The sequence below is a fragment of the Wenjunlia tyrosinilytica genome, assembly GCF_014646055.1.
Lineage (GTDB): Bacteria > Actinomycetota > Actinomycetes > Streptomycetales > Streptomycetaceae > Wenjunlia > Wenjunlia tyrosinilytica.
The window spans coordinates 1-24147 of the sequence record NZ_BMMS01000036.1 but is presented as its reverse complement, the minus strand read 5'-3'; the positions used below and the strand labels follow the sequence as shown (position 1 = coordinate 24147).

Sequence of the window (24147 nt, the reverse complement as noted above, 5' to 3'; positions counted from 1 at the left end):
CACCGGGGGAAGCTTCCGCGCCTCAAGGCTTTGCTGCGACTGACTCTTGGAGATGCCGCGATGAGCACCCTCAATTCCCCCCGGCCCCGCGCCCGTCGCGGCCGCATGGTGACCACGAAGCCCGCGATGACCCGCCGCCCGGAAGGTGTGGACGAGGAGGAGGCCCTGCCGGGTGAGTTGGAGCCCCTGGAGTGGACGGCAGGGCGCGGCCCCATCACCGAGGAAGAGGCCCTCGGGGTGCTGCGCCGGCGCCGCCGCAACGAGTTGGCGCAGGCGCCCAAGCGCGAAGGCGCCAAGCGCGCCGAGGTTCCCTCGGAACTCCCTGCGGAGCAGGCCCGCAAGACGCCCGTGGTCAACCGCTTCCCGCCGCGCTACCTGGCCCTCGCCCACGCGCGCGCCGAGGTCGAAGGGACCAACCTGACGGCGATTCTCGAGGAAATGCTCGTCAAGTACGCGACCGGCGCACCAACCCGCCCCGAGACCGTCCGCAGACGCTTGCTGTCCTTGTACTCGCGCAAGCGGTAGCCTTTGGCCCAGGGCTACAGTGTCTATACACGAGGTCGAGGATGTCACGCCTGAGCGGCCAGGACGAGGAGTCCGGCGACCCGGACCACCCCGGCGACCGCCCGGCGCAGCGCGCCCTGGTGCGCGCCGCGGCCCAGGTGGTCCTCGCCGCCCGGGCGATGAGCGACCTTCCGCCGGACCTGCGGCAGCCGATCATCGGCCTCGAGCACGCGCTGTTCGCCCGGCACTGGACATCGCAGCCCAAGCAGCCCAAGCCGTCCCAGAAGGAGAAGTCCCCTTCCGGCAGCGGTGAACGAGCGGTGCCCCCGCGCCGCCTGCGCGTCATGGAGTGACGGGGCTGGCCCCGGGACCGAACGGGTTCCCGGGCGCTCCGGCACCGCCGCATGCCCCGATTTCCCCCGAATGCGGCCCCTCCTGCCCTGGTACTGTATATACAGTAAGACCGCGGGGGGTCTTGGATTCCCGGGAGCAGCAGCCGGCCTCCCCTGCCCGGCGGACCAGAGCTTCTTGACGTCACCAGTCGCCAGGGGAGGCTGCGCATGTCCGAGCCCGACCTCGACGACCTGCCTCCGAACACGGCGGCGTGGACCCCCGCTCCTCCCACCCGACCGGGTGACCCGGGACAGCCCGGCCCGGTCCTGCCTCCCCCGCCTCCCGGCGCGGTCCCCTACCCCGTCGCCTCCGAGCCCGCGCCCGCCTCGCCCTCCGCAGGCCCGGCGCAGCCCGGTGGCGAGAACATCATGGACATCCTCCAGTCGATCCTCGGGAGCGCGCCCGCTCACGGGGCGACCGACGAGAGCCGCCCCGTCGGCGAGCACGCCTCCCCCGGCGAGCCCGCTGTCCCCGGCGCCGCAGGCAGCGAGGGCGAGGACGACGAACTGCCGCCGGAGGCCGCGCTGCTCCCTCCGCCGGTGCGTTCCTTCGCGCCGCCTGCCGCCGAGCCGCCCCCGCCGGTCCGGCAGGAGAGCGCTCCGGCTCCGGCTCCCGTGCCCGGCCGGCCTGCGCACGGTGCGCCGCACCCGGTGCCCGCAACCGCACCGGCCACGCAACCCGCGGCACCTTCGCCCATTCCCGCGGCACCTCCTGCGCCGCCCGTGGCACCCGCTCCCCCGCCCGCGCCGATGCCGCCCGTCTCCGAGGCACAGGGCTTCCCGTCGGCCCAGCACCTGCCTCCGCAGCCCGCATCGGCCAATCCGTACGCCGGGCACTACCAGGTCCATCACCTGACCGCCCCGGCCGCCGGACCCGCCGCGGTCCAGGGCTTCCCGCATGCGGCCCAGCCTGCCTCCGCAGCCCCCGACGCCCCTGCCCCCGCCCCCCGCCAGGGGTGGAGGCGTGCCGTGTACCGGGCCTCCGGCGGGCGGGTCAAGCCGTCCCTGAGCGCCGCCGAGCGCACGCAGCTCGACCGGCTTGCGCGCCTGCGCACGCCGGTCTCAGGCCGCCCCTACCGGGTCGCGGTGACCAGTATCAAGGGCGGCGTGGGCAAGACGACGACGTCGGCGATGCTGGCGCTGACGCTGGCCGAGTACCGCGAGGACTCCACCGTGGTGCTCGACGCCAACCCGCACGCGGGCACACTCGCCGACCGCCTGCTGGGCGAGCGGGTCATGCCGACCGTCAGGGACCTGGTCAACGCCGAGATTCGCGAGCGCACCCGCAACCCCGCGGGGCTCACCGTGCCCGACCGCATCCACCAGTACCTGGGCCAGGCCCGACGGCTGCGGGTGGCCGCCAGCGAGCAGGACACCGAGATCAGCGATGCCTTCGACGAGAGCCAGTACCGCATCGCCCAGGAGGTGCTGACACGCGTCTTCGACATCGTCGTCACCGACAGCGGAACCGGCATGAAGCACTCGGCCATGAGCGGAACGCTGTCCTGCACCGACCGGCTCGTCGTCATCGCGGCTCCGCGCTACGACGCGGCCCGCCGGGCCGCCAAGACCCTGGACGAGGTCTACTCACGTGGCTTCCCGCACCTGGTGAGCGAGGCCGTCGTGGTGATCACCAAGGACGCCCCCAAGGCGGCGGGCATCGACACCGACGTGCTGATCGACTACTTCCAGCAGTTCTGCACGACCGTTGTCACGATCCCCTACGACGAGCACCTGTACACCGGGGGGACCATCGACTACGACGAAGTCTCCCCCGCCACGCGGGGGGCCTACATGGACCTGGCCGCACTGGTCGCCGACGGCTTCGCCTACCGCCGCTAGCGACACCCGCTCACACCTGGCCCTGGCGTTCGCTGACCAGCCATCCGCCGCCCTGCTTGCGCAGGTGCAGGACCATGCCGTAAGGGATGTGGTTGCCCTTTTCGACCTGGGACTTGGTGAACTTGGTGTAGGAGACCTGCACCCAGACCGAGGACTTGGTCCGCGGCGCCTCCGGCGGGATCACCGTGCCGCTGACGCTCGCAGTGGTGACGGACTTGGCGCGAATGTACGCCTTGCAGGCGGTGCCGCAGCCGTCTCCGGTCTCCTGTCGCAGCCGCGCCAGGTAGTCGGCGGTCGTGAACGGCTTGACCTTCTTCAGGAACGCCCGCGGGGGGTCGTCGTACCGGCGCCCGACGAACGCCTTCACGAATGCGCCGGCCACCGACTGCGGGTCGGAAGGGTCCACCGTGGCTCCGCTGGGCGACCGGCTCGTGCCCGGGTCGTCCGGGTACGCAGGCGCAGAAGGGTGCGGCAGGCCGGAAATCGTGGGCTCGGGGCTGGTCCTGGCGGTATCGGAGGGTACCTGCTGGGAGCAGCCGGCGACGGCCAGCACAGCGCCCAGCACCAGGGTGGCGGCCGGCACCCGCCGCCGGTGTGCGGTGCCCGGTTTCACTGCGGCCCTCCATTCAGCCCGGTGACGTCCTCCTCGCGCGCGGCCCGCAGCGCGGCGGCCAGTGTGGCAGGTGCCGAGTGCGTGCCCGGGGGCAGGGCCTTGGGGTCGGGCTTGCCCGAAGGCGAGCCGCTGCCCTCCGGCTGGTCCTTCAGGATGCGTACCCCGCCGATGAACTGCTGCATCCAGTAGGAGTTCTTGCTCATGCCCGGGACGATCCTGACCACGTCACCTGTGTGCGGGGCGTGGATCATCTCGTCGTTGCCCAGGTACATGCCCACATGGTGGATGCCCGCCTCGGTGTGGTCGGTGGAGAAGAAGATCAGGTCACCGGGACGCAGATCGGAGAACTTGCCCACCCGCCGACCGGCGTTCCACTGGTCGCCCGTGTAGTGGCCGAGCGTGATGCCGACCTGGGCATAGGCGTACAAGGTCAGACCGGAGCAGTCGAAGCCGTCCTTGACCCCCGAGGGGCAGTCGGGAGTGTGAGTCGGTCCGTTCGCGTCCCCGCCGCCCCAGCAGTAGTCCTTGCCGAGGTACTTCTTGGCCGCCGCGATGACCTTGCCCGCGTCGCCGCTCGCCCCCACGTCGTCGCACTTGATGTCCTTGGCGCGGCCGACGATCATGCCGGCGACGCCCTCCCACTTGTCGTACGCGTCGGGGAATCCGGAGACCTGGACCTTCTGCGCCGCATCACCCGGGCGCATCTGTTCCCAGCCCTTGATGTCCAGCAGTCCCGGCGGGCTCGGCGGCTCGGGGCCGCCGAAGAACGCCTTGGCGGCATAGGTGGGGTCCGTTATCTGCTCGCGAGTGCCCCACCCCGCCGAGGGGCGCTGCTGGAACAGGCCGAGGCTGTCGCGGTCGCCGTAGTCCAGGTTGCGCAGGGTGCTCTCCTGCAGCGCCGTCATGATGGCGATGACCAGGCCCTTGTCGGGTATCTTCTTGCTCTCCCCCACGTGCACGATGACCGCGGCGTTCTTCATCTGCTCGCTCGTGGCCGAGAAGTGGCCCCAGTCGGGGACGTCCGCCTCGATCGTGGCACCGCCGGGGTCGCACACCGTTCCGCCGGGTACCCCGCCTCCGCCGCCTCCGCCAGAGCCCTCGCTGGCGCCTCCGCCTGCCGCTGCTCCCGTTATCGCTCCGAAGAGCGAGACGACGATGCCGGTGCTGACAAGGATCAGGCCGCCCCCGCTGACAAGGAAGCTGAGGACGAGCAGGCACGCGACGATGAACTTCTTGTCCACCCGAGCCGATCCCCCCTGCGCCCACGGGCCGCGGAGTGTCTATATATCCGCGAGAAGTGTCTAGACTAGCAACGCCGCTGCACATGGACAGGGGATGGCGCTCAGAGCCGGACGCCCGCTCGTGCCGGGTCCCGGCGCCGACCCCCGGCTGCCCGTGCCGTCGGCTTTAGACTGGCCGGGAGCGGCCTTGCCGCTGATCCTCCCAGGAGGCCGCGCACCCGGCGGCCTCACACGGTCCACCAGGCCGCCCACCAAGAGAACGAGACAGCGATGACCGAACCGAGCATCGAAGAGATTCGCCGCCTGCACCAGGAAGAAGGCCTGTCCGTCAACATCGTCGCCCGCAGGCTCGGGGTGTCGAAGGCGACCGTGCGCCGTGCGCTGCACGATGAACTCCCCCGCACCCTGCCGCAGGAGATCAGTCGCGAGAGTCTCCTGGCCATGGACGACAAGGACTTCTCCCAACTGGTCCGGGACAACCTCCTTCCCCGGGAGGAGGAGGGCCCCCAGCGCCGCGCCTGGGACGTCCTCTGGCACACCCTGAACGTCCACAACGACCTCAGCGAGCGGACCTTCGACCTCCTCGAGGAGCACCTGGAGGAGGTCGAGGACGCGCTGGAGCAGGAATCGCTCGAAGAGCGCGAACTCAAGCGGCTGAAGAAGCTGAAGCTCAACCTCGACATGGCGTGGGACCGGCTCGAGCGCACCGAGCGCGAGCGCCGGGAGGTCTATCAGGGACACGACCGCGAGGCCGTCCGGGAGCGGATGCGCGAGTTCAACGCCCCCGCCCGCCGGGTCGTTGCAGCCCTGGTGCGGGCCATCGGCGACCACGAGCGGGCCACCGCCGAGCAGGCTGCCGCCGTGCGCCCGCAGGACAGCAATCTGTGGGACGTGGTGGACGAGCTCAACCTCGGAATGCTCCTGCCCGGGCGGCCGCGGGACTGAGCGCCGTGCCCACCCCGACCCGCAGCGGCGGTCAGGTCAGCTCGGTCAGGCGCGGCAGGACCTGGGCCAGCTCCTGGTAGATCCGGGGCCAGCCTCTTCGCAGCCACACCGCCCGCCCGTACTGGATGTTGGTGGCCTCCAGCATCAGTGAGACCCGCTGGAGCCGTGCCGGTACGCCAAGCCTGCGCAGCTTGGCGTACACCGGATTGGCGGGGACACCGTGGTGGTGGAGGTAGCCCCACACGTCCGCGTCGGTCCAGTCCCAGACCGGGCTGTAGGCCACCGTTGCGTCCTTGCGGCGGATGACCCCGCCGTGGCGGCTGCGCTGTTGCATGCTCTCGCGGCTGCCCGGCTCCGCAGGAGGGCAGCACCCCTGGCACTCCCGGGCGATCTCGTCCCCGAGGGCCCGGATGAACGCGATGCGCCTGCCCTGGGACTCCTTGGACCGCACTCCCCACAACTCGCCCTCGCCGTGCTCGGCGTGGGCCTTGCGAGCCGGCTCGGTGATGAGCGCGGTGTGCAGGTCGGGCATGTCGTCGTCGGCCGCCGGAGCGCGCCCGTGCTGCCAGGAGCCGTGCGCGTGCAGGATCTCCAGCGCGCTGGGCCTGGCCTTGATCCAGGTCAGGTTCAGGTTCCAGGTGTCGGCGATCCGCTCGATGTAGTCCAGCGTCTCCGGGTACTCCAGCCCGCTGTCGAAGAAGCACACGGGAACCGCGGGGTCGGCCTGCACCGCCAGGTGCAGCACCGCCATCGAGTCCTTGCCGCCGCTGAGCGCCACATACCCGTCGTGCTGTTCCAGGTGCTCGCGCACCCGGCCCGGCAGGTGCCCGGTCTCCAGCCGCCGCGCTGCGAGCATGCCGCGCAGCGCGGCAACGTCCAGCCCCGGGCCGGAGGGGCTGCCGTCGGTCGGGTCGGGGACCGGCATCGTCATTTGTTCCCTTCGAGACGGACTGCGGTGGGCCGCGGTGGCGGCCATCGGCCTGGGCAGGCAGGGCGGTGGGGCAGGCGTGCAGGCGGGGTGGCTATTACGCCGTAATAATCCGGGACGGCCGTCACACCCGCGGGGCCTGGCCCGCGCTGGGCCATTACGCCGTAATGATCCAAGGCATCGCCTGTCGGGGCGGCCGCCGTCGGTCCTTCCCCACGCCGCGGCTGCGCTCCTGCGCCGGGCTATTACGCCGTAATAGCCCGGTCCTCTCACCTCGTCACCCCTCGTCGGTCAGACCGCTCAGCGGCGGGGGCAGCATGAGCTCTCGCTGACGGGATGGGTGCTGGTACGGAGGCCTGATACCGGCCCTGCCCAGGCCGCCGTGAGGCGGCCGCCCCGCCGGAGCCGACAGGCAGCCGGGCGGGGTCGGGCGTCCGAGGGTTCCGTCGGCGTGCAGGTGCGCAGCCTCCCACACGGAGACGTCCGAGAGCGCCTGCACCTCCCAGCGCAGCACTTGGCCTTCCCCCTGAGAACGCTTCTTGCCGATCGCCGCCACCGTCTCCAGCAGCTCCCGCACCACATCGGCGTCGCCGACGGCCCTCCAGGTCACGGAGCGGCAGGTGGTGATGATCAGCGGCATGATGCGGTTACGCCAGCGGCCCTGGTGCGTGTACAGATGCATCGGCACGTCGGACGCCACCTGCTCCGCGTGCCGGAGGTCGAGGCGGCCGGTCCAGTACCGCACCTCCGTACCGTCCCCCACGACGCCCTCCGGCAATGCGCAGGTCGCCGCCCAGTGCCAGTCGCCCTCCGGCGTGCGGCAGCGCGCCAAGGGCAGAGGCATGTCCTGCGGGTCGGGGGTGTCCGCCAGCGGCGAGGTCGCGATGCCGCGGTCGTGCAGCTGCCCCTTGCGGGCCGCCCACACCACCGACGCGAGCAGTCCGTCCAGGGCCGTACCCCACTGGGCGTCCAGGGCGACCCCGCCGGCGAGATGGGCCCGCACCAGCATCGGCCGCATGCCCTCGGCTGTCTCGATGCTCATCGCGCCGCTGCTCATGGGCACTGCCGTCGCCGCCGCGCGTTCAACTGAGCATCTCCAGCGCATCGACGGCCTGCCGCCGGTTGCGGACGAGATGCCCCCGCCAGTCGAAGGGTTCGACGGCCCCGGAGATCACCTGCTCCTTCAGGTCCAGCGCCACCATCCCGTGCCCTGCCCCGAGCCGTCCGCCGACCCGGGGGTCGGCGGCGAAGGCCGCGAGCACATCGGCGAAGAACGCCGCCTCGAGGGCGCTGGCCCGGGTCAGCGACATCCAGGTGGAGAACATGGTGCCGGCCGGGAACGTCTCCACGCCGAACGTCAGCATCCGGCTCGGCTCGTCACTGGCGGGCAGCTCGTCGAGCTCGGGATAGCCGTCGTCGGCCACCGGCACGGTCAGAGCCTGCGCGGGAACGAGCTCGGCCAGGCCCCGGGTGTCCGCATCATCCTGGCTGGTGTAGATCTCCACCTGGGTCGAGTCGAACATCCTCAGGTTCTGCGTGGGGGCGCCCAGCGCCTCCACGATGTGCTGCACCTCCCGGTAGTGGGGCATCCACTTGCCGACCTGCAGGCAGCCGTCGATGACCCGGCCGCCGGCCGCGCAGCCGAACACCCCGACCTGGGGGATGAGCGACCTCACATGCATCAGCCGCAGTCCGGAGAGGTTCTGCCCGATCTGCTTGGCCAGCGAACCGCCGCCGCGCAGGGCGTGAGCGGCAGCAAGCGATATCTCCCCCTCGTACTCCAGGACATCCCGCAGCAGGTCCTCGCCGATGCGCCGCAGCCTCCCACGCACCGAATTCCCGGAGATCACCGGCACATACACCGTACGTCCGCCGGGCTGGATCACCTTCTCCCGGCGCAGAAGGGTGGTGGTCCCCCGCGGCTTGTCGCCGCCGGCGTGCGCAATCGACGACAGCGCCGTCACCGTGCCCAGGTACTTGATCGACACCGTCATATCGCGCTGTCCTTGTGGGTTGCCTCGAAGGGGGACGTCCCGAGGTCCTTTGCCTCGAGGTCCGCTGCCCCCAAGTGGTCGTCGGCCGCGGAGGCCGCCTGGCGGCGGAAGCGCACCGCGTCCGCGGTGAGCCGGGTGCGCAGCAGGAGGGCCTCGGCCTCCCAGCGCAGCACCTCCAGGACCGCCTCGTCGTCGGCCCGCAGCAGCTGCTCGACCTCGGCGCGCTCGGCGGCGTTGCGCGGCCGGGACTCCAGCGCCTGCGTCACCTCCCGCCAGAAGCGCCGCAGAGATCCGGAGGGTATGGCGGCCAGCAGCACCCGGTCGGGCAGCAGCTTGTCCCAGTAAGTGCTGCGCCGCTCGCCCACCCAGCTGTTCTTCCAGTCGATGCCGTAGTGCAGGAGCAGCAGCAGGCGTTCGGCGGTTCCGGCCGGGCCCTCCAGCGGGGGCATCCCCTCCACCGCTTCGAGCCAGCGGTCCGTCGGGGTCTGCTCGTCGTCCGCACCCGCCTTCGCGTCCGCGCCCCAGGGCGACAGGCCTCGTTCCATGCGCTACCCCTCCTTGGTCGGCATAGACGCCCGTAGCCCGACCTCGAGCCAGGGGCGGCGCTCTCTCCACGGCGCAAGCTGCGGCCACAGCCCCATGGCTTCCGCCCTCTGCGGCGCCGGCAGGCGACTGACGGGCCCGTAGGCCGGCACCGGCCTGGCCAGCATGTCGCTGCCGAAGCCCATCTCCCGCAGCCGCACCATGGCCTCGAGCCGCTGCGCGTCCTGAGCCGTCCACGCCAACGCCGTGTCGTCCACGCACACGAAGCCCCAGCGGGCCTGCGGGGCAATGTGCTTGCGGTTCAGACGCAAGGGAACGACCACGCAGGTGGCGCGGTCCAGGGGCCGGGACAGCAGGGCCCGCAGCTCGCCATGGGTGAGCACGCGGAATCCGGCGGGCTCGGCCATTACGGCGTAATAACTGCTGCGCAGCACCTCTGCCCGGTAGCCCCAAGCACAGCGGCGGCACAGCCGGGCACGGGTGGTGGTGTGCCACTGGTCCCAGTTGGTCCAGTTCCCGGAGACGACATGCCGCGCATCACAGGTGCGCTGGTCCTCACCGCACCTGGCGCACCCGGCGACCACGTCGAAGACCAGCCCCTCGGGCACCGGTTCGTCCAAGGCCCGCCAGGCCGCTTCGAGCACATCCATGGCAATCCCCTCAGGCGCCCCCGGAAGCACATGGGAGCGAGCATGGCCGGGATGGTGAACCCGCAGCCGTATGTATATACACTAACAGCGGCTGACCACAACGTTCCGTTCTGCCCGGCCCCGGGGGCGGAGAAGGGGTCCGATGCAGTGAGCGAGCAACCCGCCGCCAGCCCTGCCTTCCACGCACTGGCTGTCGTGATGCGCGACTACCTCTCCTACGGCGAGGACGGCATCGAAGACCTCAAGACCCAGGTCCAGGCACGCCGCCGCAAGCCGGTCATCAACGCCTTCTGCGAGGAACTGCACCGGATCCTCAGCTACGAGGCCCCCATACCGACCGACCTCATCAATGGCGAGTTCGTGCGCCGCGTCGAGGAGGAGTACTCGGCCAAGGGCGAGGACCCGGCCGAAGTCGATGTCGTCCAGTACACCGACCAGCAGGCATACGAAGCGCTCGCCGACCTGTGGGAGTACCTGGAGCTGACTGCCGAGGGCGGATCCACAAGCAAGGTCACGGCACTGCGCAGCGCCGTGAAGGACAAGCGCTCGCAACTGCTCTGGGTCGAAGGGGACCCCGTGCAGGCACTGAGGTCCTGGGTCTCCTGGCGTCCACTGGCGCTCTGCGTCGCCGGAGTCGCCCTGTGCATCGGCAGCTGGACCGCCCACACCCACGTCGGCAACGGCACCCTCCGCGGCCTGCTGCTCCTGCTGACCCTCATCGGGTTCGTCGCCGCCAGCATCGGCGGTGGAACGCTCTGGCTGCGCCGCGTCCGCTACATCAACCCCGATGCGTTCCTGCCCGTGGAGAAGGAGCCCAAGGGCAACAGGCGCTGACCGGCGTGCGCCGACGCAGGAACCTCCGGAGTATTACGCCGTAATACTCCGGCAGTGCGCTGATGAGCCTGACATCCCTGATGGAGGACGACCATGCCCCGTGCCCGCGCAGGAGGCTCGAGCACCGCCAGTACCGCCGGGACGGTCAAGTCCCGCCCCGAGCGGTCCTTGTACCCGCTCGTCAACGGTGAGCGCTTCGATCTTCCTCTCGACCGACTGGCACCCAACCCGCGCAACCTGCGCGACGACTTCACGGACAGCCTCGACAGCGACGAGCGGTTTGCCGAACTCGCCCGCTCGGTAGCCCGCTCCGGTGTGCTGCAGGCTTGCCTGGTGGTCAGCGCTGCCTCGTTCACGGCGGCCCACCCCGAACATGCAGAAGAACTCGTCGGCATGGACTACGTGCTGGCCGCGGGTGAGCGACGCCGAGCGGCCGCCCTGCGCGCGGGCCACTCCACCATCCCCGCCGAGCTCCGAGACGACCTCCTCCCGCACCTGGACGAGGTGATGCTGACCGAGAACCTGCACCGAGCGGGCCTCAACCCCGTCCAGGAGGCGATCGGATACCGGCGCATGCTCGACTCCGGCCTGACCACCGGCGAGGTCTCCGAACGCATCGGGAAGGGAAGGGGCCACGTCTCCAAGCGAGTGGCGCTGCTCAAGCTCGGCCACCGGCTCCAGCAGGCAGTCCGCGACGGCCGCCTCGGTCCCGAGGCCGGATACCTGCTGGCGTCCAAGACCGATGAACCGGGCCGGGCGGATGCAGCGTGGGCACTGATGGAAAGCCAGGGCCGGACCGTCCGCGACGCCCTCAGCGCCGTTACCGGTGACGGTGCCGACCCTTCCCCACGAAGCACGGACGACATGCACCGGTCCCCTGCACCTCCCGCGTCGGCCCGAAGCGGAGGAAAGGATTCTGCTTCGCCGCGAAACGAGCGCGCCGACGAAACCTCGGCCGACGTGGGCACCGACGCGGCAGGCCCCGAACGGGCCGCACCGTCCCGTCGGGCGTGCCAGAAGATCATCGCGCGCCTCGACGTGCAGATACCCGACGAGGCCGCTCTCCATGTGGCTCGTTGCGCCCTCCTCCATGCATCCGCGTCGACCCTGCGGCTCGCCCACACCTGGCTGCGCGCCGCCTCCATAGGCCCGGCTTACACCGAACCGCTGCCCTACCGCGACGCCGTCCTCGTCGGCGCCGATACCCGCACCACGGTCCACGTTGCATACGCCTGTGCACTGGCCGCCGACGAACTGCGGACCGCCGCTGACGGCCGCGAGCGGGACGAGCGCGACGCCGAGCATGTGGCACACCTCGTCAAGGCGGCGGGATACATCCCCACTGCGGACGAGCGGGAACTCCTCGCCCGTACCGGGCGGCGCTGACCGCACTCCCCTGCCCCGGGCCGAACGGCTCGTCCGCCTCACGTCGAAAGAGAAACCCATGCCACGCCAGACCATGCCTGCCGCGCCCGCGGGCCCGTTGGTCGTCGCCTTCATGAACCAGGCGGGCGGCGCCCGCAAGACCACCAGCGCGGTCACCCTGGGAACGCTCCTCGCCCAGCAAGGCCGCCGCATCCTGCTGGTCGACGCCGACTCGCAGGCCGATGCCTCCCTCCTCCTCGGCTACGGCGTGCCCGACCAGCAGGACCGCGATCGGGTCGAGGCCGCACAGGCACGCCTGGACAAGATGACCGACATCCACGATGTGCTGCTGGGTGAGGCATCCCTGACGGAGGCGGTCGTGCCGGGCCGCACCCGGGTCGGACCAGGTGACGGCGATGACGCATTCGCCGTCGTGCCCGGCCTCGACCTCGTCCTCGGGTCGCGCAAGATGACCCAGGCGGACGCCGAGCTCGTACAGGACGAGACCGGCTTCTTCTGGCTGCGGGACGCCCTGGAGGAGGATCTGCCCGCCGACTCGTACGACGCCGTCTTCATCGACTGCCGCGCCTCACTGGGACGCCTCGAAGTGTCCATCCTGGTGGGCTCGGACAAGGTCATCGCCTGCACCAAGCCCGAGAGCAAGGACTTGAGAGGCGTCGCCGAACTGGAGAAGACCATCGAGCGCACCCGGCACAAGTTCCGCCGCCTCGGAGGCGCGGCCGAACTGTGGCATGTGCTCATCTCCGGCGCCCGCTCCCACCGCGCTCAGGGAGCCGTCTACCAGGACATGGTCAAGCGGGCCCAGAAGCGCTACGGCGACCAGTTGCTGCCTCTGGTCCACAACTCCGTGCTGGCCATCGAGTCCTACGACGCACAGGAGCCGCTGCCCTTCTGGGCGCCGGGCTCGGGCATCGTCCAGGACTACGAGAAGATCGTGCCGCTCCTGGACCTCAACGCCCGCTAGGAGCCCCCGGCCGCAGGGGCAGGGTGGGTTCCATTACGCCGTAATAATCCGGGCGAGCCCGAGCCGGGCCACCCGTGGGCAGAGGCGCATGGCCGGGCGCCGGGCCACTATTACGGCGTAATGACCGGCCTTCAGTCGTCGGCGGCCGTGAGCAGTCGGATCAGCTCCGCGAGCTCCTCCGGCGTGTAGGCCGCCCGAAGGCACGTCGCAAGCGCCGCCAAGTCGTTGTCCAGCACGGCGGTGCGAGGGGGCCGGGCCGCTGTGTGCCCGGGTGCGCCTGCCAGGGGGGCACGCTCGACATCCCGCTGTTCGGGCAGGGTGGAGGAGTGGGCCGTCCCCACGACGGTCACGCCCTTGTCGATCCCTCTCTCCTTGGCCGCATCCTCACCGGCTCCGTCTGCCTGGCCGTCCCTGGACGCCCGGGCGTCCGCCTCCTTGCGCTGGCTGCCCGAATCCTTCCGGCCGAGCCCTCGCAGGTGCTCCACCGTGCGGCGCCCCGCCTTGAGGTCTTCCTGCAACTCCGGCGCCAGAGACAGCAGAGAGAGCCGCTGCGAGACCCATCCCTGACTCTTGCCGAGGCGTTGGGCCACCTTGGTCTGCGTCCCATGCACATCCAGGAGCGACTGGAGAGCCTGCGCCTCCTCCAGGGGAGTCAGGTCCTGCCGGTGGATGTTGGCGACGAGGGCCGACTCGAGAACCTCACCGGATGTGGCGGCCAGGTCATCGCTCACATAGATCTTCACCGTCGGCAGCCCGGCCTCCCTGGCCGCCGCCAGACGCCGGTTGCCGTCGATGGCGATGTACTGCGCAGCCGGATCGATCTCGCCGTGCCGCCCCGGATTGGCACGCAGATAAGCGGCACAGGTCATAACGGTGATCGGCTGGATCTGGCCGCGCTCGCTGAGACTGGCAGCCGTCTCCCGGACATCCCCCAGCGAAGTGCGCGGATTGTCGGGGTTGTGGGCTACCTCGTCGATGGCCGCGGAGACTGCGTGCTGAAGGTCAACGGGGGTGGCACTGGGCACGCCCGTGGCCGCGTCGATCATCCGACGTCTGGCGCTGCGCCGGCTGGCATTGTCGAACGACGACGACGCCCCCAGGAGGTCTGCCTTGCTCATGACACCTCCCTGGCGAGCGAGCGGAAGATATTTGCCTGTTCGCAGTCAGGGGCGTAGTCCAGCAGGGGACGGTGCATGCGCACGGCTTCTCGCTGCTCCTTGAGATCGGGAATGATGGCTGCCACGGGCGGGTCGCCCAAAGACTCCCACTTCTCCAACGACGACCTGGCGATGTAGCCGCGTCGGGAGTCGTACTTGTTCACCACGAGACCGAGGTAGTGCACCTGGGTGCTGAGGTCGTCGGCGAGGTCGTCGATCTGACCGGTGAGCATTCCGTAGGCAGTGGCGGAAGAGTCTTCCGCCTCGACCGGGATGAGGACACCGGAGACGCCTGCGGTCTCGTCCTTGCGGGTCCGTGCGTAGTAGATCGCTGAGTCCATGTCGAGGCCGAGAGAGGGAGGGCAGTCGACCACGACGACGTCGTAGTCGCCCTCGACCGTTCCCAGCGCCCGCTCAAGTGCGGCTTCCCGGGCGCGTACGTGGGAGAGCTTCACCGACAGCAGGAACCCATCAGCGCAGGACGGCAGAAGGTGCAGCCGGCCACCGAAGCGCTCACCGGGAATGGGAACGACGACATCGCTCAAGTCCCCCTTCGCTTCACCGGTCATGTGTTTGACCAGGCTTTCCCCGTCGGGGGCGATCTGCGGAACGCCGAGCTGGTCGCTCAGGTGACCTTGCGGGTCGAAGTCAACCAGCAGCACACGCAGCGCGGGGCCGTGCTCAACAGCCGTACCGGAAGCGTCCACCGGGCCTTCGGCCAGCGCTTGGGCAAGCCCCGCAGAGACCGCAGTCTTGCCCACACCGCCCTTCTGGTTGGCGACAATCTTGCGCTGGGGGTGGCTGCCCCGGCTGTGCCGCGGAGACGGATGCATGTCCAGCCACAGGCGCACCGCCTGAGCCAGTCCCTGGATATTGGACACGCCTCGGCTTGAGCAGTCGTCCTTGAACTGCTCGTACAGACCAGTCGGGAGCCAGGTACTGAAGCTGTCGGCTCCGGCCGTGTCCACAACAGCCGCAGAGGTGGACAACGAACGCCATGTCACCACCGCCTCGGTGACAGCGTCCTGGATGTCGGTACCGAGCTCAGCAGCACGAATTTTCAGTTCCTGGCGCAGGGCCGCAGGGAGCTTGGAAGCCACCTTGTCCCGTTCGCCGTTCGGGTGTGGAGATGCCATGGACGACACCTTACTGACTTCCCACCGTGAATCAACGACAGATTGCTGACGCTCACCCTTCTGGACGCCTTCATGGCACAGCATCAACAACCTGGCCTCCACCTTTGGACGTGCGAGTCAGAGGCACGGGGTGCGCCGCACCGCAGCCCTCAGGGCGCGAAGCGAACTGAGGGCGAGGAGCGCCGTGCCCCGTGCGCGGGGAGGGGTCCGGGGACCTCATGGTCCCCGGCGCCTGGGGAGTTTGAGGGCGCGGCGTCAGCGCCCTCATTCCGGCCGGAGGCCGGACCCGCTCCGAGCGCGTCGCACCTTTACTAAGAGGGCCGCGCTCAAATGTGCGCTCTGACCTGCAGTTTCACAAAACACAATGTCGGCCGTCGCCGACATATCTCCACGGGTTATGTACCGTCACCGCCGACATAACAGCCAGAATCTTCGCACTGGTGCGAAGATCGTCTCAAAAGTTCGCACCAATGCGAAGTCACTGCGAACGACGCGTACGCCACGCGCATCGAGCAGGGCATCCGGGCCGCAGTTCGACGTCGTCCGAAATGTCGTGCCGGTCCGACAAAAAGTTCGCGACACGACGAACTTTCCATCGCAGCAGAGTCAACTTTCCGCTACTGTGCCGATCACTCTGAATGCGGAAAGGATCTGTTCATGGCTGAGCCAGCCAGGCGCCTCCCCGCAGGTCCCCGCGCAACACCATCGCCGGTACGACCAGCGGGCACCGAACACCACACCGACCTCGCCGAACAGATCGCGCGTGCCTACTCCGGACAGCTTCCAGGCCCGGTCTACGAGGCCCGCACGACCTTCTTCCGTAGAGCGCCTCACGACATGCTCGGCGAGGACGGCTACTCGCTCATCAGCAACTACTTCGCCCGGCACGTCCTACCGCAGGCCCTCGTCGCCCGCCAGGTCACCGGACTCCAGGCCGCAGTGCTCTCCAACCTCATCGGCCGGCAGCAACGGGGGCTGATCCAGGCCACCCAGCAGGAGATCGCCGATGAGATCGGCGCGGGACGCACAAGCGTCGGTCCGGCACTCAATGCCCTGTGTGATCTCAATCTGGTACGTAGGCTGAAGCGTGGGGTCTACCAACTCAACCCACGGATCGCTTACAACGGAAATGGCGACACCCAACGAGACCTGCTCGACGAGCTGCGTGGCATGCAGCTGGCCAGCGGCTTTCCCGACGAAGTCGGCCTGATCCCAGCCGACGAGGGCTGACGAGAGGACCTTGCCATGCTGATGGTCACCGATCTGTTCGCCATGCTGCCCCGCCTGGAGCTCACGCCAACCGCGATCAACGTGCTGTCCGTCATGATCAGCAAGCAGCAGCCGGGAGGGGCGGTGCCCATCACCCAGGCTGAAGTTGCTGAAGAACTGGACATTCTGCCGTCCGTGGTCAGCCGGGCGATGGCCCTGCTCGCCGAGCGGGGCCTCGTGCTGCGCCGCGGTCATCGTTACTCCCTCAATCCTGCGATTGCCGGGTACACCTCGGAGTCCGAGATGCAGACCACCTTGGCCAAGGCTGTCAGGGACGGACTGCCGTCGATCAACGTCCCCAAGTACGAGCGCCGGCCACCCAAGTCCGGAAAAGGGCGAAGGCTTGCGGTAGCGAGCTGACCGGCAATTCGCCGCAATAGACGGCGGTAGGTGCGCAAGGGCTTTCCGGCGTGAGCGAGGGCCGTCGGTTCGACCCCGACAGGCGGCTCGTAGATCAGGATGTGGAGGCTCGCCCCGGACCGTGATCGGTCCGGGGCGTTCGTACGCGGGGGCTGGTCACTGGCACATTGTGCCCTCGAGCGGGGGGTTTCCTTGCAGAAGGTAGGTGTTGACTGCTTTCTGGATGCAAGGGTTGCCGGTCGTGTAGGAGCCGTGGCCTTCGCCGTTCAGGGTCAGCAGGACGCCGGAGCCCAGTTGTTCGGCCAGGGCGGGGGCCCAGGTGTAGGGGGTGGCGGGATCGCCCGTGTTGCCGATCACCACGATGGGCGGGGCGCCGGGGGCGTCGATGTGGTGGGTGGGAGTGCCCTTGACCGGCCAGCCGGTGCAGCCCATCTGGCGCCAGGCCACGGTCGGGCCGAAGACGGGGGAGGCCTTGGTGAACGCGGGCAGTGCTTTCGCCACGTCACGTTCGGTGTAGCGCTGGGGAGTGCTGGCGCAGTAGATGCTGCCCGAGGCGTCGTGGTAGTTGGTGTAGTGCCCGTCGGGACTGCGCTGGAAGAGGGTGTCGGACAGGGCCAGCAGGATGGTGCCGTCACCGGACTCCGCCTGCTGGATTGCCTGCCAGAGCGCCGGCCACATGGCCTTGGAGTAGAGCCCTGTGAGGACTCCCGCTTCGCCGAGGCTCTGGGTGAGTTCGCGCCCGGTGTCGGTGGGGATGGGTTTGGTGTCCAGGCCGTGCAGCAAGGTGGCGACCCGGGTGACCACCGCGTCCTTGGTGGGGCCCTTGGCCTTGGCCTTCGCGGTCTTCGCTTGCGGCTGCTGGGCTGCCCATCTGCCGAAGTGGCCGAGCGCCCGTTGGAAGCCCGCCGCCTGCTCGCGGAAGAACCGTATGGGGTTCAGTTCGGTGTTCACGGCGCCGTCAAGGACCGTGCGGCCGACCTTCTTGGGGAACCGGTGGGCGTATTCGGCGCCCAGCCAGGTGCCGTACGAGAAGCCGAAGTAGTTCAGCTTCCGGTCGCCCAGCGCAATCCGCATCACGTCCAGGTCCCGGGCGGCGGCGACCGTGCCGACGTGCGGCAGGGCCTCACCGGACCGGTTTGCGCACCCCTTGGCGAAGGCCCTTCCTCTGGAGAGGAGGGCGGCCTTCTCACGGGCGTTGTCGGGGCTGGTGTCCATCGCCAGCCACTCGTCCTTGCGCTTATCGCCCACGCAGTGCACCGGGCGGCTCCGGCCAACCCCGCGGGGGTCGAAGCTGACCAGGTCGTAGCGGGTGCCCAGCTTCTTGAACTGGGCCGCGGCGCCCCCGGCCAAGTGGTCGATCCCGGATCCGCCGGGGCCGCCGAAGTTGAACACCAGTGAGCCGATGCGGTGGGCCCGGTCGGTCGCCCTGAGGCGGATCAGGGCGACCTCCATGGTCTTCCCGCGAGGCTTGGAGTAGTCGAACGGCACCGTCAGCTCGGCGCACTCGAGGCTTCGCGGCGCCGGTCCGCCGGGCGGGGCGGGCGGGAGGTCATGGCACGCGCCCCATGCGAGCGGCGCCGGGGGATAGGGCCCGCCCGCCCGGGCGCCCGTCGCGGCCGCGGCTTCGTCGGCCGGTCCGTGCTGCCCGATCACCCCGACCGCGAGGAGGGCCACTCCGGCCAAGAGAAGGGGCTTGCCGCCCCTCCCGCCGAGTGCGGATCGTCCGCGAGCGCTGATCGATTTGCCGGTGAACAGCATGAGCTGTTCTCCTTTCCCATGGAGGCACGTACGCGTAAGGACACGCCCGCGGGCGTGGTTGTGCGTCTTCCGTCCGTGGGCTGCCGAGTGACCGCTCGGCAGCCCACTTCATGACGTCGGTGAAGTGTGCGAGGCCCTATTCCTGGGCGGGTTCCTGGATGGATTCCTCGGAGAAGTTCCTCAAGCGCTCCAACTGGTCCCAGTGATGGGCGATGCGCTCTCTCCCGACCGCCGTCAGGGTGACGCCCGTCTTGGGCTTCTTGTGCACGAAGGTCTTCTCGATCTCGACCAGGCCGGCTTCCTCCAGCTTCGACAGGTGGCTGGAGAGATTCCCCTTGGTGAGCCTTGTCGCGCGTTGGAGGAAGACGAAGTCGCAGGCTTTCACGGAGGACAGCACCGTCAGGATCGCCAACCGGCCCGGTTCGTGGATCAGGCGATCGAGGATCAGCTCCTCGTTCCCCGACCCTGACATTTCAGACCCGGGCATTGCTGTTCCCGGCGGTCGGCTCCTCGGAGGGCCCGAAGGCGCGATTGAGGGCGCGATGGTCGAAGATCCCCGTCGCGATGGTGGCCGCCCCCGCCAGGATCAGGCCCAGATTGACCTTGCTGTCCGCTCCCGCACCACCCCAGACGGGTACGAAGCCGGCTGCCAGGAGAGCGCCGCAGATGATCGTGTTGTGCGCCCTCAGCCCTACGCCGACGACGTAGTAGACCACCATGATCAGGGCGAACGAGGCCGCGGTGAGGCTGACCGGCAGATCGAGGGACCAGTCCGTCTGCACCCCTCCGGCGACCACCACCGCGCTGACGGCGGTGGCGACGACGCCCTTGGTCTGGGCCCTTGTGGACAGGGTGACCCGCCCATAGTTCTCGTTGTAGTAGCGGGTGATGAGCAGATACGCCGCCGCCGCCACCAGCAGGCAGCCCATGAAGACCCAGGCATGGCGCAGCGGGCCCCATTTCAGGTTGCCGAGCCCCGCGAGGATGATCACGGCGCCTGCCGGGATCGAGAGAAGGCCTCTCAGGTAGTAGTAGATCGCCGCAGCTGACTCCATACTCCTGCGTTCCATTGCCGCCCCCCCAAACTAGTCTGTGCCGCAAACCATACGTTCGAGGCGGCGCCCTGTCAACTAGTTTGCGCGGCAAACCTCAGTAGCGGGCCGTCCTCTACGACCCTGGCCTCCACGGCGGACCGCGGTGTGGCCGAGATGCCGACCGCTCTGCGCGCGCACACCCAGACCCTCGGCGTTCACCACGCCCGGCACCATCACTTGCGCCATCGCTTGCACCACTGGTGGTACGGGTTGGGCGGCAGCGCGTGGAAGCCGGGGTGCGCTGCGCCGGGCCGTGGCCGTCTCTCCCACGGCCCCCTGGCGGGGCGGTGGGGGTCGGGATGCCCGCCGGGGGCGGGGGGCAGGGGATCGGCCGGATAGGCGGGCAGACAGGACCCGGAGCGCGGACCATGGGCGAGCCGCGATCCGTGGAGCTGATCGCAGGATCGCTCGACGGTGAAAGGCTCGACGTATCCAAGCTCACCCGGGAAGAAATCGCCAAAGGATTCGCGCTGATCTCCCCCGCTGCATCCGGCCGGGCGGACGATCCCTGTCGACCGGATAGACCCGGCGCGCTGCGATGGACCGAAGACACACCCTGAACCCAACTGACCACAGACAGACCACCCCGGGCAGCCGGTTCCCGAACTTCCCCCGGGCCTGGCCCCGGGTACCCGGGCCCAGGCCGGGCGTCTTCACCCCGCACCCGCGCTGAGAATGGACAGGGGGACCGAGGCGTTGCTGCCGCTTCCACTCACCCCCGACATACGGACGGGTCCCGGTACGCACGTGCTGCGTACCGGGACCCGTCCGTATGCCACGGCGGCACGCCCCGTCCCGGGACGCGGTCCTGGCGGCGCTGCGTACCGGGATCAGCCGCCAGGCCCCCTACGGCCCGTTCGGCGGGCTGCCCTCGCTGGTACGGGTGGACCGCGGCAAGGAGTTCTTGTCCACCACGGTCACCGCGGCGCTGGGCGCTTTCGCCGTCCCCGTGCAGGACCTGCCCGCCTACACCCCCCACCTGAAGGGCACCGTGGAGTCCCTCAACGACGCGGTGGAGCAGATGCTGCTGGTCTCCTTGCCCGGCTACACCCGCCGTGCCCGCCCCTCAGGTGCGCGCGGCCGGAACCGGGACCGCGACCGTGCCCTGCTGCCGTTCGCGGCGTTCGTGGACATCCTGCTGTCCTGGGTGCGCTGGTGGAACACCGAGCACCACCCCGCGGGCCTGGACAAGACCCTGACCCCCCTTCAGGCATGGCAGGCCGACCCCACACCGGTCGACGACGTGCCGACCGAGCACCTGGCGTTCTTCGCCCTGGAGGACGACGGCCGTGCCCGCACGATCACCACCAACGGGATCAGCTGGCGGCGCAGGGCCTACATCGCGCCGTGGATGGTGGGCCGCACCGGCACCAAGGTGCGCCTGCGCCACCTGCCCCACCACGACGGGCAGATCGAGGTCTTCGACGCCGCGGACCCCCGCTGCTACCTGGGCAGCGCCTACCTGGCCGACGAGGCCACCCCCGCCCAGCGCAACGCGCTGCGAGCCGCCCGCGACGCCCGCGCCCGGGCGCTCAAAGCCGACCTGAAGGCGGCCGAGAAGCTGCGGCGCGCCCGCTACTCGGCCGCGACCACTGCCGCCCCGCCACGCCGACGCGAAGCGATCACCGCGCAGCAGGCCCAGGCGGAGCTGGCCCGCTCCCGCCACACCGACCTGGCAGCACGGGCGCTGCCGGACCTGATCCCGCCCCGCGACCCCCCGCCCTCCTGGGCCCGCCCCCGCCCCCGCCGTCCGGCCGAGACCGCACCGGGGCCGCCGCACGCCGAGCCCGCCGCAGCCTCCGGCCGGCCGACCGGCCACGACGATCCAGGAGGACAGCACCCGTGAGTACCGCCACCCGCAAAGGCCGCCTGCCGCAAGAACGCGAGGACCACTACATGCGCCTGCCCGGCGCCCAGGTGGTCAGCACCCGGGCACTGCTCTCCGTCCGGGAGAACATCCGCGCAGCCATCCAGGCCAGGGCGATGATCTGTATCTACGGCCAGGCAGGCCGGGGCAAGTCCTTGGCGGTGAACACCTCGCTGCGTGAACTCGCGCCGAAGCTGACGCGCCGGATCCAGTTCCGGGCACGGCCCACCACCCGCGATCTGCGCCACGAGCTGTTCCACGCCCTCGGCCTGCAGGGCCGCCCGCCCGCCCACGCGATCGAGTTCGACCGCGTGCTGCGGGGCGCTCTGGAACAGACACACGTCCTGGTCTGTGACGAGGCCCAGTGGCTGTCGAAGATGTGTTTCGAATACCTGCGCTACTTGTGGGACGACATCGGATCGGACCTCACGATCGTGTTCACCGGCGGCGACGGCTGTTTCGAGATGCTGCAGAGCGAGCCGATGCTGGAGTCCCGGGTGTACGCATGGCAGGAGATCGCCCCCATGCCGCTGGACGAAATCCTCACCGTCATCCCGGTCTTCCACCCCGTCTGGGCGGACGCGGACCCGGATCTGATCGCCTTGTGCGATCAGGAAGCGGCTCACGGGAACTTCCGGGCCTGGGCCAAGATCACTCATCATCTCACCGTCGGCATGAAGGAGTCCGGGCGGATTCTGGATGAGGATCTGCTGCGGTGGTCCTACAGCAAGCTGAGCCACCGCCTGGTGGTCTGACGTGCTGGACTGCCCGAACCCTCCGCCGGTCACGGTGGTCATGGACCCGTACGACGATGTGGTCCACACCCGGGCCGCCCTGGCATCCCACCTCCCGCACCACGCACGCCTCACCGTGCACCCGACCCCGGGAACCGACGCCGCCATCGCGCTCGCCTACGACGTCCTGGCCGCCCTGGGCAAGCCCGTCCCCCCGACCGGCCACCGCCCGCTCGACGACCCGGATCCGGCCTGGTCGATCGCGGCCGCCTGGATCCTTGCCACCCCCATCACCCACCTCACCCTGCTGCGCGCCCACCTGCTCACCCCGCACCGCTTCAAAGACCTCCTGGCCCTGCGCAGGCGGACCGGGGTGCGCCTGATCCTTGTCTGCCACCGCCGGACCATGCCGGCGTTCCTGGAGCGCGAACTGCGGGCAGGTGGAGCACAGCATCGCCGAAGCCTGCGCCCGGCTGCCCGAGGCCGAACCGACCACCCTGCAGCGCCGCAGACCTCAGGCAGGGCGGCCGTTGGCGAACCGCTGGATCAGCCTGCCCGCGCTGACCACCCTCAAGGCCCTCGACGACGCAACCGGTGCTTGCCGGTGTTCCGCACCGATGGCGGCGGACCGGGACTTCTTCCCACCGGTGATGCCGCCGGTCACTGAGGCCGAGGTCGCGTGGCGGCTCCACCATGCCACGGCACACCCGTATCTGGCGGCTCAGCTCGCCACGGCCGCGTTCACCGCCGCTTCCACCACCCAGCTCGATACCGCGCAAGTCCGCCAGCTGGGCCCGGACGCCTCGACGATCACGCTCCACGACCACGGGCTGCGCACAGGCTGCATGACCCACTCCGTTCCCGCCTGGGCCCGCCCCCTGCTGAGGGCAGCAGCCCTCCTCCGACGCCTCAAAGCCGGCACCAGTGGACCGCTCTTCTGGGAAGCGAGGGACTACCGTCCCTGACGGCCTTCGCCGAGGACTGCAAGCTCCGCCCGCCCCAGCCGCCGCGCCCCAAGCCACGTCGTGGCCGACGCGGGACGACCCCGAGCGTGAAGGAGTCGCAGAAGACCATCTGGCCTGTGCACCGCTCACTTTGCTCTCTCGTGGGCCAGGGATGAACCCGATCTGATGCACGGCTGCCCGTACCCGCCTCCCCATACTCAAAAGACCATCGAAAGGCGGAAGAAGGGATGGCTGCCACCGGACTACGGACTGCGCGAGCTTCGCCACCTGCGCTGAGAGCCTGCGAGTCTGCAGCCGGCTCACGGGGGCCCCCTGCTGTCACTGGCCGTGGAATGCCGTTCGTACTGGCGACAAGCTCGACGTGGCGGAGCTGGTGACAGACTGCTGCGGTTCGATGGTGACAAGCAATGACATTCTTGCCGGACAGGGTGCCGCGGATTCTCAATTCTCAGGTCTCCGTTAAGGTAGTCCTCGGCCGCACTTCAGTGCCCGACGGTTTCCACCCGCGCTCAGATTGCCGCGACTGCACGTCCATCGACTCGCGTTCAGGCTTCAGAGGAGGGCGCACAAAATCCCAGTCGCTTCCCGGATCACACCATGATGCAACAGTAGGGGTGGGCGAGCCCCGGACGGATGGCACAGAATCCCAGTCCATACCCGACAGTGGCTTTGATGCAGCGCCAGGCCCTGACGTGCACCCACATCCCTCAAGTGCAGGGCTCCTGACCACCCGTCATCGCTTCCACAGCAGACCCCCTCCTGCCTTCAGCAACTGAGCCGCGTGTGGGGACCGGCCCATCGCTGCCAGCCAACCCGGCGAAGCCGGGCGGGAATTGAGCGAAGCGAAATTCACGGGTATTCAGAATTCGCGCGAAGCGCGAATTCTAGGCCCGCGAAGCGGGCCGTCCGATTCGCGGAGCGAATCGTGTTCGCTGGAAGCGCGCGCAGCGCGCTTTGACCCGCTCCGCGGG

26 protein-coding genes are annotated in these 24147 nt (G+C 69.6%); 14 read left to right on the top strand and 12 right to left on the bottom strand.

Annotated elements, in window-relative coordinates; translation table 11 throughout:
• The first annotated feature begins 60 nt into the window (after positions 1 to 60).
• From IEY86_RS30175 to IEY86_RS30165, 3 genes are all read left to right on the top strand, one after another.
• The gene (locus IEY86_RS30175) at positions 61 to 525 is read left to right on the top strand and encodes a hypothetical protein (protein WP_189135082.1); all 465 of its coding nucleotides are present in this window, start codon (positions 61 to 63) and stop codon (positions 523 to 525) included.
• A 41-nt stretch (positions 526 to 566) separates the two neighbouring features.
• A complete protein-coding gene (locus IEY86_RS30170) occupies positions 567 to 857 on the top strand; it encodes a hypothetical protein (RefSeq protein ID WP_189135081.1) in 291 nt (96 codons plus the stop codon).
• A 207-nt stretch (positions 858 to 1064) separates the two neighbouring features.
• Positions 1065 to 2738, top strand: a complete 1674-nt coding sequence (locus IEY86_RS30165) for a MinD/ParA family ATP-binding protein (protein WP_189135080.1) — start codon at positions 1065 to 1067, stop codon at positions 2736 to 2738.
• A gap of 10 nt (positions 2739 to 2748) precedes the next feature.
• Here the strand turns inward: IEY86_RS30165 and IEY86_RS30160 are convergent, their stop codons facing one another.
• Together IEY86_RS30160 and IEY86_RS30155 are read right to left on the bottom strand one after the other, a co-directional pair.
• Complete coding sequence (locus tag IEY86_RS30160; protein ID WP_189135079.1) at positions 2749 to 3351, bottom strand: hypothetical protein; 603 nt, start codon at positions 3349 to 3351, stop codon at positions 2749 to 2751.
• On the bottom strand, positions 3348 to 4592 hold the full coding sequence (locus tag IEY86_RS30155) for a C40 family peptidase (RefSeq protein ID WP_189135078.1): 1245 nt from the start codon (positions 4590 to 4592) through the stop codon (positions 3348 to 3350). The genes IEY86_RS30160 and IEY86_RS30155 overlap by 4 nt, the downstream gene beginning before the upstream one ends.
• Before the next feature lie 270 nt (positions 4593 to 4862).
• On the opposite strand from IEY86_RS30155, the gene IEY86_RS30150 reads away from it, so the two are divergent.
• On the top strand, positions 4863 to 5537 hold the full coding sequence (locus tag IEY86_RS30150) for a helix-turn-helix domain-containing protein (RefSeq protein WP_189135077.1): 675 nt from the start codon (positions 4863 to 4865) through the stop codon (positions 5535 to 5537).
• Positions 5538 to 5568: 31 nt separating this feature from the next.
• Here IEY86_RS30150 and IEY86_RS30145 read toward each other — a convergent pair whose 3' ends face one another.
• The 5 genes from IEY86_RS30145 to IEY86_RS30125 form a co-directional block, all read right to left on the bottom strand.
• Positions 5569 to 6468, bottom strand: coding sequence for a phosphoadenosine phosphosulfate reductase family protein (locus IEY86_RS30145; RefSeq protein ID WP_229698885.1), 900 nt, complete (start codon positions 6466 to 6468; stop codon positions 5569 to 5571).
• 274 nt (positions 6469 to 6742) lie between these two features.
• Positions 6743 to 7507, bottom strand: a complete 765-nt coding sequence (locus IEY86_RS30140) for a Csf3-related protein (protein ID WP_189135076.1) — start codon at positions 7505 to 7507, stop codon at positions 6743 to 6745.
• Positions 7508 to 7547: 40 nt separating this feature from the next.
• Positions 7548 to 8459, bottom strand: a complete 912-nt coding sequence (locus IEY86_RS30135) for a hypothetical protein (protein ID WP_189135075.1) — start codon at positions 8457 to 8459, stop codon at positions 7548 to 7550.
• A complete protein-coding gene (locus IEY86_RS30130) occupies positions 8456 to 9004 on the bottom strand; it encodes a hypothetical protein (RefSeq protein WP_229698884.1) in 549 nt (182 codons plus the stop codon). Before IEY86_RS30130 ends, IEY86_RS30135 begins: the two co-directional genes overlap by 4 nt.
• A 3-nt stretch (positions 9005 to 9007) precedes the next feature.
• A complete protein-coding gene (locus tag IEY86_RS30125) occupies positions 9008 to 9652 on the bottom strand; it encodes a hypothetical protein (protein WP_189135074.1) in 645 nt (214 codons plus the stop codon).
• A gap of 147 nt (positions 9653 to 9799) precedes the next feature.
• On the opposite strand from IEY86_RS30125, the gene IEY86_RS30120 reads away from it, so the two are divergent.
• From IEY86_RS30120 to IEY86_RS30110, 3 genes are all read left to right on the top strand, one after another.
• Complete coding sequence (locus IEY86_RS30120; RefSeq protein ID WP_189135073.1) at positions 9800 to 10486, top strand: hypothetical protein; 687 nt, start codon at positions 9800 to 9802, stop codon at positions 10484 to 10486.
• Positions 10487 to 10579: 93 nt separating this feature from the next.
• Positions 10580 to 11872 carry a ParB/RepB/Spo0J family partition protein gene (locus IEY86_RS30115; RefSeq protein ID WP_189135072.1) on the top strand — a complete coding sequence of 431 codons (1293 nt, stop codon included), beginning with the start codon at positions 10580 to 10582 and terminating at the stop codon, positions 11870 to 11872.
• Between the two features lie 58 nt (positions 11873 to 11930).
• Positions 11931 to 12836 carry a ParA family protein gene (locus IEY86_RS30110; protein ID WP_189135071.1) on the top strand — a complete coding sequence of 302 codons (906 nt, stop codon included), beginning with the start codon at positions 11931 to 11933 and terminating at the stop codon, positions 12834 to 12836.
• Positions 12837 to 12967: 131 nt separating this feature from the next.
• Here the strand turns inward: IEY86_RS30110 and IEY86_RS30105 are convergent, their stop codons facing one another.
• Together IEY86_RS30105 and IEY86_RS30100 are read right to left on the bottom strand one after the other, a co-directional pair.
• A complete protein-coding gene (locus IEY86_RS30105; RefSeq protein ID WP_189135070.1) occupies positions 12968 to 13954 on the bottom strand; it encodes a ParB/RepB/Spo0J family partition protein in 987 nt (328 codons plus the stop codon).
• On the bottom strand, positions 13951 to 15129 hold the full coding sequence (locus tag IEY86_RS30100; RefSeq protein ID WP_189135147.1) for a ParA family protein: 1179 nt from the start codon (positions 15127 to 15129) through the stop codon (positions 13951 to 13953). The genes IEY86_RS30105 and IEY86_RS30100 overlap by 4 nt, the downstream gene beginning before the upstream one ends.
• Before the next feature lie 657 nt (positions 15130 to 15786).
• Here IEY86_RS30100 and IEY86_RS30095 point away from each other — a divergent pair.
• Together IEY86_RS30095 and IEY86_RS30090 are read left to right on the top strand one after the other, a co-directional pair.
• On the top strand, positions 15787 to 16359 hold the full coding sequence (locus tag IEY86_RS30095; RefSeq protein ID WP_189135069.1) for a replication/maintenance protein RepL: 573 nt from the start codon (positions 15787 to 15789) through the stop codon (positions 16357 to 16359).
• 15 nt (positions 16360 to 16374) lie between these two features.
• Positions 16375 to 16758, top strand: coding sequence for a MarR family transcriptional regulator (locus tag IEY86_RS30090; protein WP_189135068.1), 384 nt, complete (start codon positions 16375 to 16377; stop codon positions 16756 to 16758).
• Between the two features lie 156 nt (positions 16759 to 16914).
• Here the strand turns inward: IEY86_RS30090 and IEY86_RS30085 are convergent, their stop codons facing one another.
• From IEY86_RS30085 to IEY86_RS30075, 3 genes are all read right to left on the bottom strand, one after another.
• Positions 16915 to 18516, bottom strand: coding sequence for an alpha/beta hydrolase (locus IEY86_RS30085; RefSeq protein ID WP_189135067.1), 1602 nt, complete (start codon positions 18514 to 18516; stop codon positions 16915 to 16917).
• A gap of 136 nt (positions 18517 to 18652) precedes the next feature.
• Positions 18653 to 18988 carry a transcriptional regulator gene (locus tag IEY86_RS30080; RefSeq protein ID WP_189135066.1) on the bottom strand — a complete coding sequence of 112 codons (336 nt, stop codon included), beginning with the start codon at positions 18986 to 18988 and terminating at the stop codon, positions 18653 to 18655.
• A gap of 1 nt (position 18989) precedes the next feature.
• Positions 18990 to 19571 (bottom strand): hypothetical protein, encoded by a 582-nt coding sequence (locus IEY86_RS30075; protein WP_189135065.1) that lies wholly within the window; start codon positions 19569 to 19571, stop codon positions 18990 to 18992.
• 425 nt (positions 19572 to 19996) lie between these two features.
• Between IEY86_RS30075 and IEY86_RS30070 the strand changes: the two genes are divergently transcribed.
• From IEY86_RS30070 to IEY86_RS30050, 5 genes are all read left to right on the top strand, one after another.
• On the top strand, positions 19997 to 20170 hold the full coding sequence (locus IEY86_RS30070; protein ID WP_189135064.1) for a hypothetical protein: 174 nt from the start codon (positions 19997 to 19999) through the stop codon (positions 20168 to 20170).
• A 212-nt stretch (positions 20171 to 20382) separates the two neighbouring features.
• Positions 20383 to 21456 (top strand): TnsB C-terminal domain-containing protein, encoded by a 1074-nt coding sequence (locus tag IEY86_RS30065; protein ID WP_229698883.1) that lies wholly within the window; start codon positions 20383 to 20385, stop codon positions 21454 to 21456.
• Positions 21453 to 22232, top strand: a complete 780-nt coding sequence (locus tag IEY86_RS30060; RefSeq protein WP_229698882.1) for an AAA family ATPase — start codon at positions 21453 to 21455, stop codon at positions 22230 to 22232. Before IEY86_RS30065 ends, IEY86_RS30060 begins: the two co-directional genes overlap by 4 nt.
• A 1-nt stretch (position 22233) precedes the next feature.
• On the top strand, positions 22234 to 22878 hold the full coding sequence (locus IEY86_RS30055; RefSeq protein WP_189135063.1) for a hypothetical protein: 645 nt from the start codon (positions 22234 to 22236) through the stop codon (positions 22876 to 22878).
• Entirely contained in the window at positions 22862 to 23176 is a 315-nt protein-coding gene (locus IEY86_RS30050; protein ID WP_189135062.1) for a hypothetical protein, read from the top strand. The genes IEY86_RS30055 and IEY86_RS30050 overlap by 17 nt, the downstream gene beginning before the upstream one ends.
• Positions 23177 to 24147 lie beyond the last annotated feature (971 nt).

Excerpts from the sequence above, each read along its gene's own strand:
- IEY86_RS30145 (WP_229698885.1), bottom strand. The coding sequence starts at position 6,468 with ATGACGATGCCGGTCCCCGACCCGACCGACGGCAGCCCCTCCGGCCCG.
- IEY86_RS30110 (WP_189135071.1), top strand. The coding sequence starts at position 11,931 with ATGCCACGCCAGACCATGCCTGCCGCGCCCGCGGGCCCGTTGGTCGTC.
- IEY86_RS30135 (WP_189135075.1), bottom strand. The coding sequence starts at position 8,459 with ATGACGGTGTCGATCAAGTACCTGGGCACGGTGACGGCGCTGTCGTCG.
- IEY86_RS30075 (WP_189135065.1), bottom strand. The coding sequence starts at position 19,571 with ATGGAGTCAGCTGCGGCGATCTACTACTACCTGAGAGGCCTTCTCTCG.
- IEY86_RS30105 (WP_189135070.1), bottom strand. The coding sequence starts at position 13,954 with ATGAGCAAGGCAGACCTCCTGGGGGCGTCGTCGTCGTTCGACAATGCC.
- IEY86_RS30080 (WP_189135066.1), bottom strand. The coding sequence starts at position 18,988 with ATGTCAGGGTCGGGGAACGAGGAGCTGATCCTCGATCGCCTGATCCAC.
- IEY86_RS30130 (WP_229698884.1), bottom strand. The coding sequence starts at position 9,004 with ATGGAACGAGGCCTGTCGCCCTGGGGCGCGGACGCGAAGGCGGGTGCG.
- IEY86_RS30085 (WP_189135067.1), bottom strand. The coding sequence starts at position 18,516 with ATGCTGTTCACCGGCAAATCGATCAGCGCTCGCGGACGATCCGCACTC.
- IEY86_RS30090 (WP_189135068.1), top strand. The coding sequence starts at position 16,375 with ATGCTGATGGTCACCGATCTGTTCGCCATGCTGCCCCGCCTGGAGCTC.
- IEY86_RS30170 (WP_189135081.1), top strand. The coding sequence starts at position 567 with ATGTCACGCCTGAGCGGCCAGGACGAGGAGTCCGGCGACCCGGACCAC.
- IEY86_RS30175 (WP_189135082.1), top strand. The coding sequence starts at position 61 with ATGAGCACCCTCAATTCCCCCCGGCCCCGCGCCCGTCGCGGCCGCATG.
- IEY86_RS30150 (WP_189135077.1), top strand. The coding sequence starts at position 4,863 with ATGACCGAACCGAGCATCGAAGAGATTCGCCGCCTGCACCAGGAAGAA.
- IEY86_RS30115 (WP_189135072.1), top strand. The coding sequence starts at position 10,580 with ATGCCCCGTGCCCGCGCAGGAGGCTCGAGCACCGCCAGTACCGCCGGG.
- IEY86_RS30050 (WP_189135062.1), top strand. The coding sequence starts at position 22,862 with ATGCCGCCGGTCACTGAGGCCGAGGTCGCGTGGCGGCTCCACCATGCC.
- IEY86_RS30065 (WP_229698883.1), top strand. The coding sequence starts at position 20,383 with ATGCCACGGCGGCACGCCCCGTCCCGGGACGCGGTCCTGGCGGCGCTG.
- IEY86_RS30140 (WP_189135076.1), bottom strand. The coding sequence starts at position 7,507 with ATGAGCATCGAGACAGCCGAGGGCATGCGGCCGATGCTGGTGCGGGCC.
- IEY86_RS30125 (WP_189135074.1), bottom strand. The coding sequence starts at position 9,652 with ATGGATGTGCTCGAAGCGGCCTGGCGGGCCTTGGACGAACCGGTGCCC.
- IEY86_RS30165 (WP_189135080.1), top strand. The coding sequence starts at position 1,065 with ATGTCCGAGCCCGACCTCGACGACCTGCCTCCGAACACGGCGGCGTGG.
- IEY86_RS30100 (WP_189135147.1), bottom strand. The coding sequence starts at position 15,129 with ATGGCATCTCCACACCCGAACGGCGAACGGGACAAGGTGGCTTCCAAG.
- IEY86_RS30095 (WP_189135069.1), top strand. The coding sequence starts at position 15,787 with ATGGCTGAGCCAGCCAGGCGCCTCCCCGCAGGTCCCCGCGCAACACCA.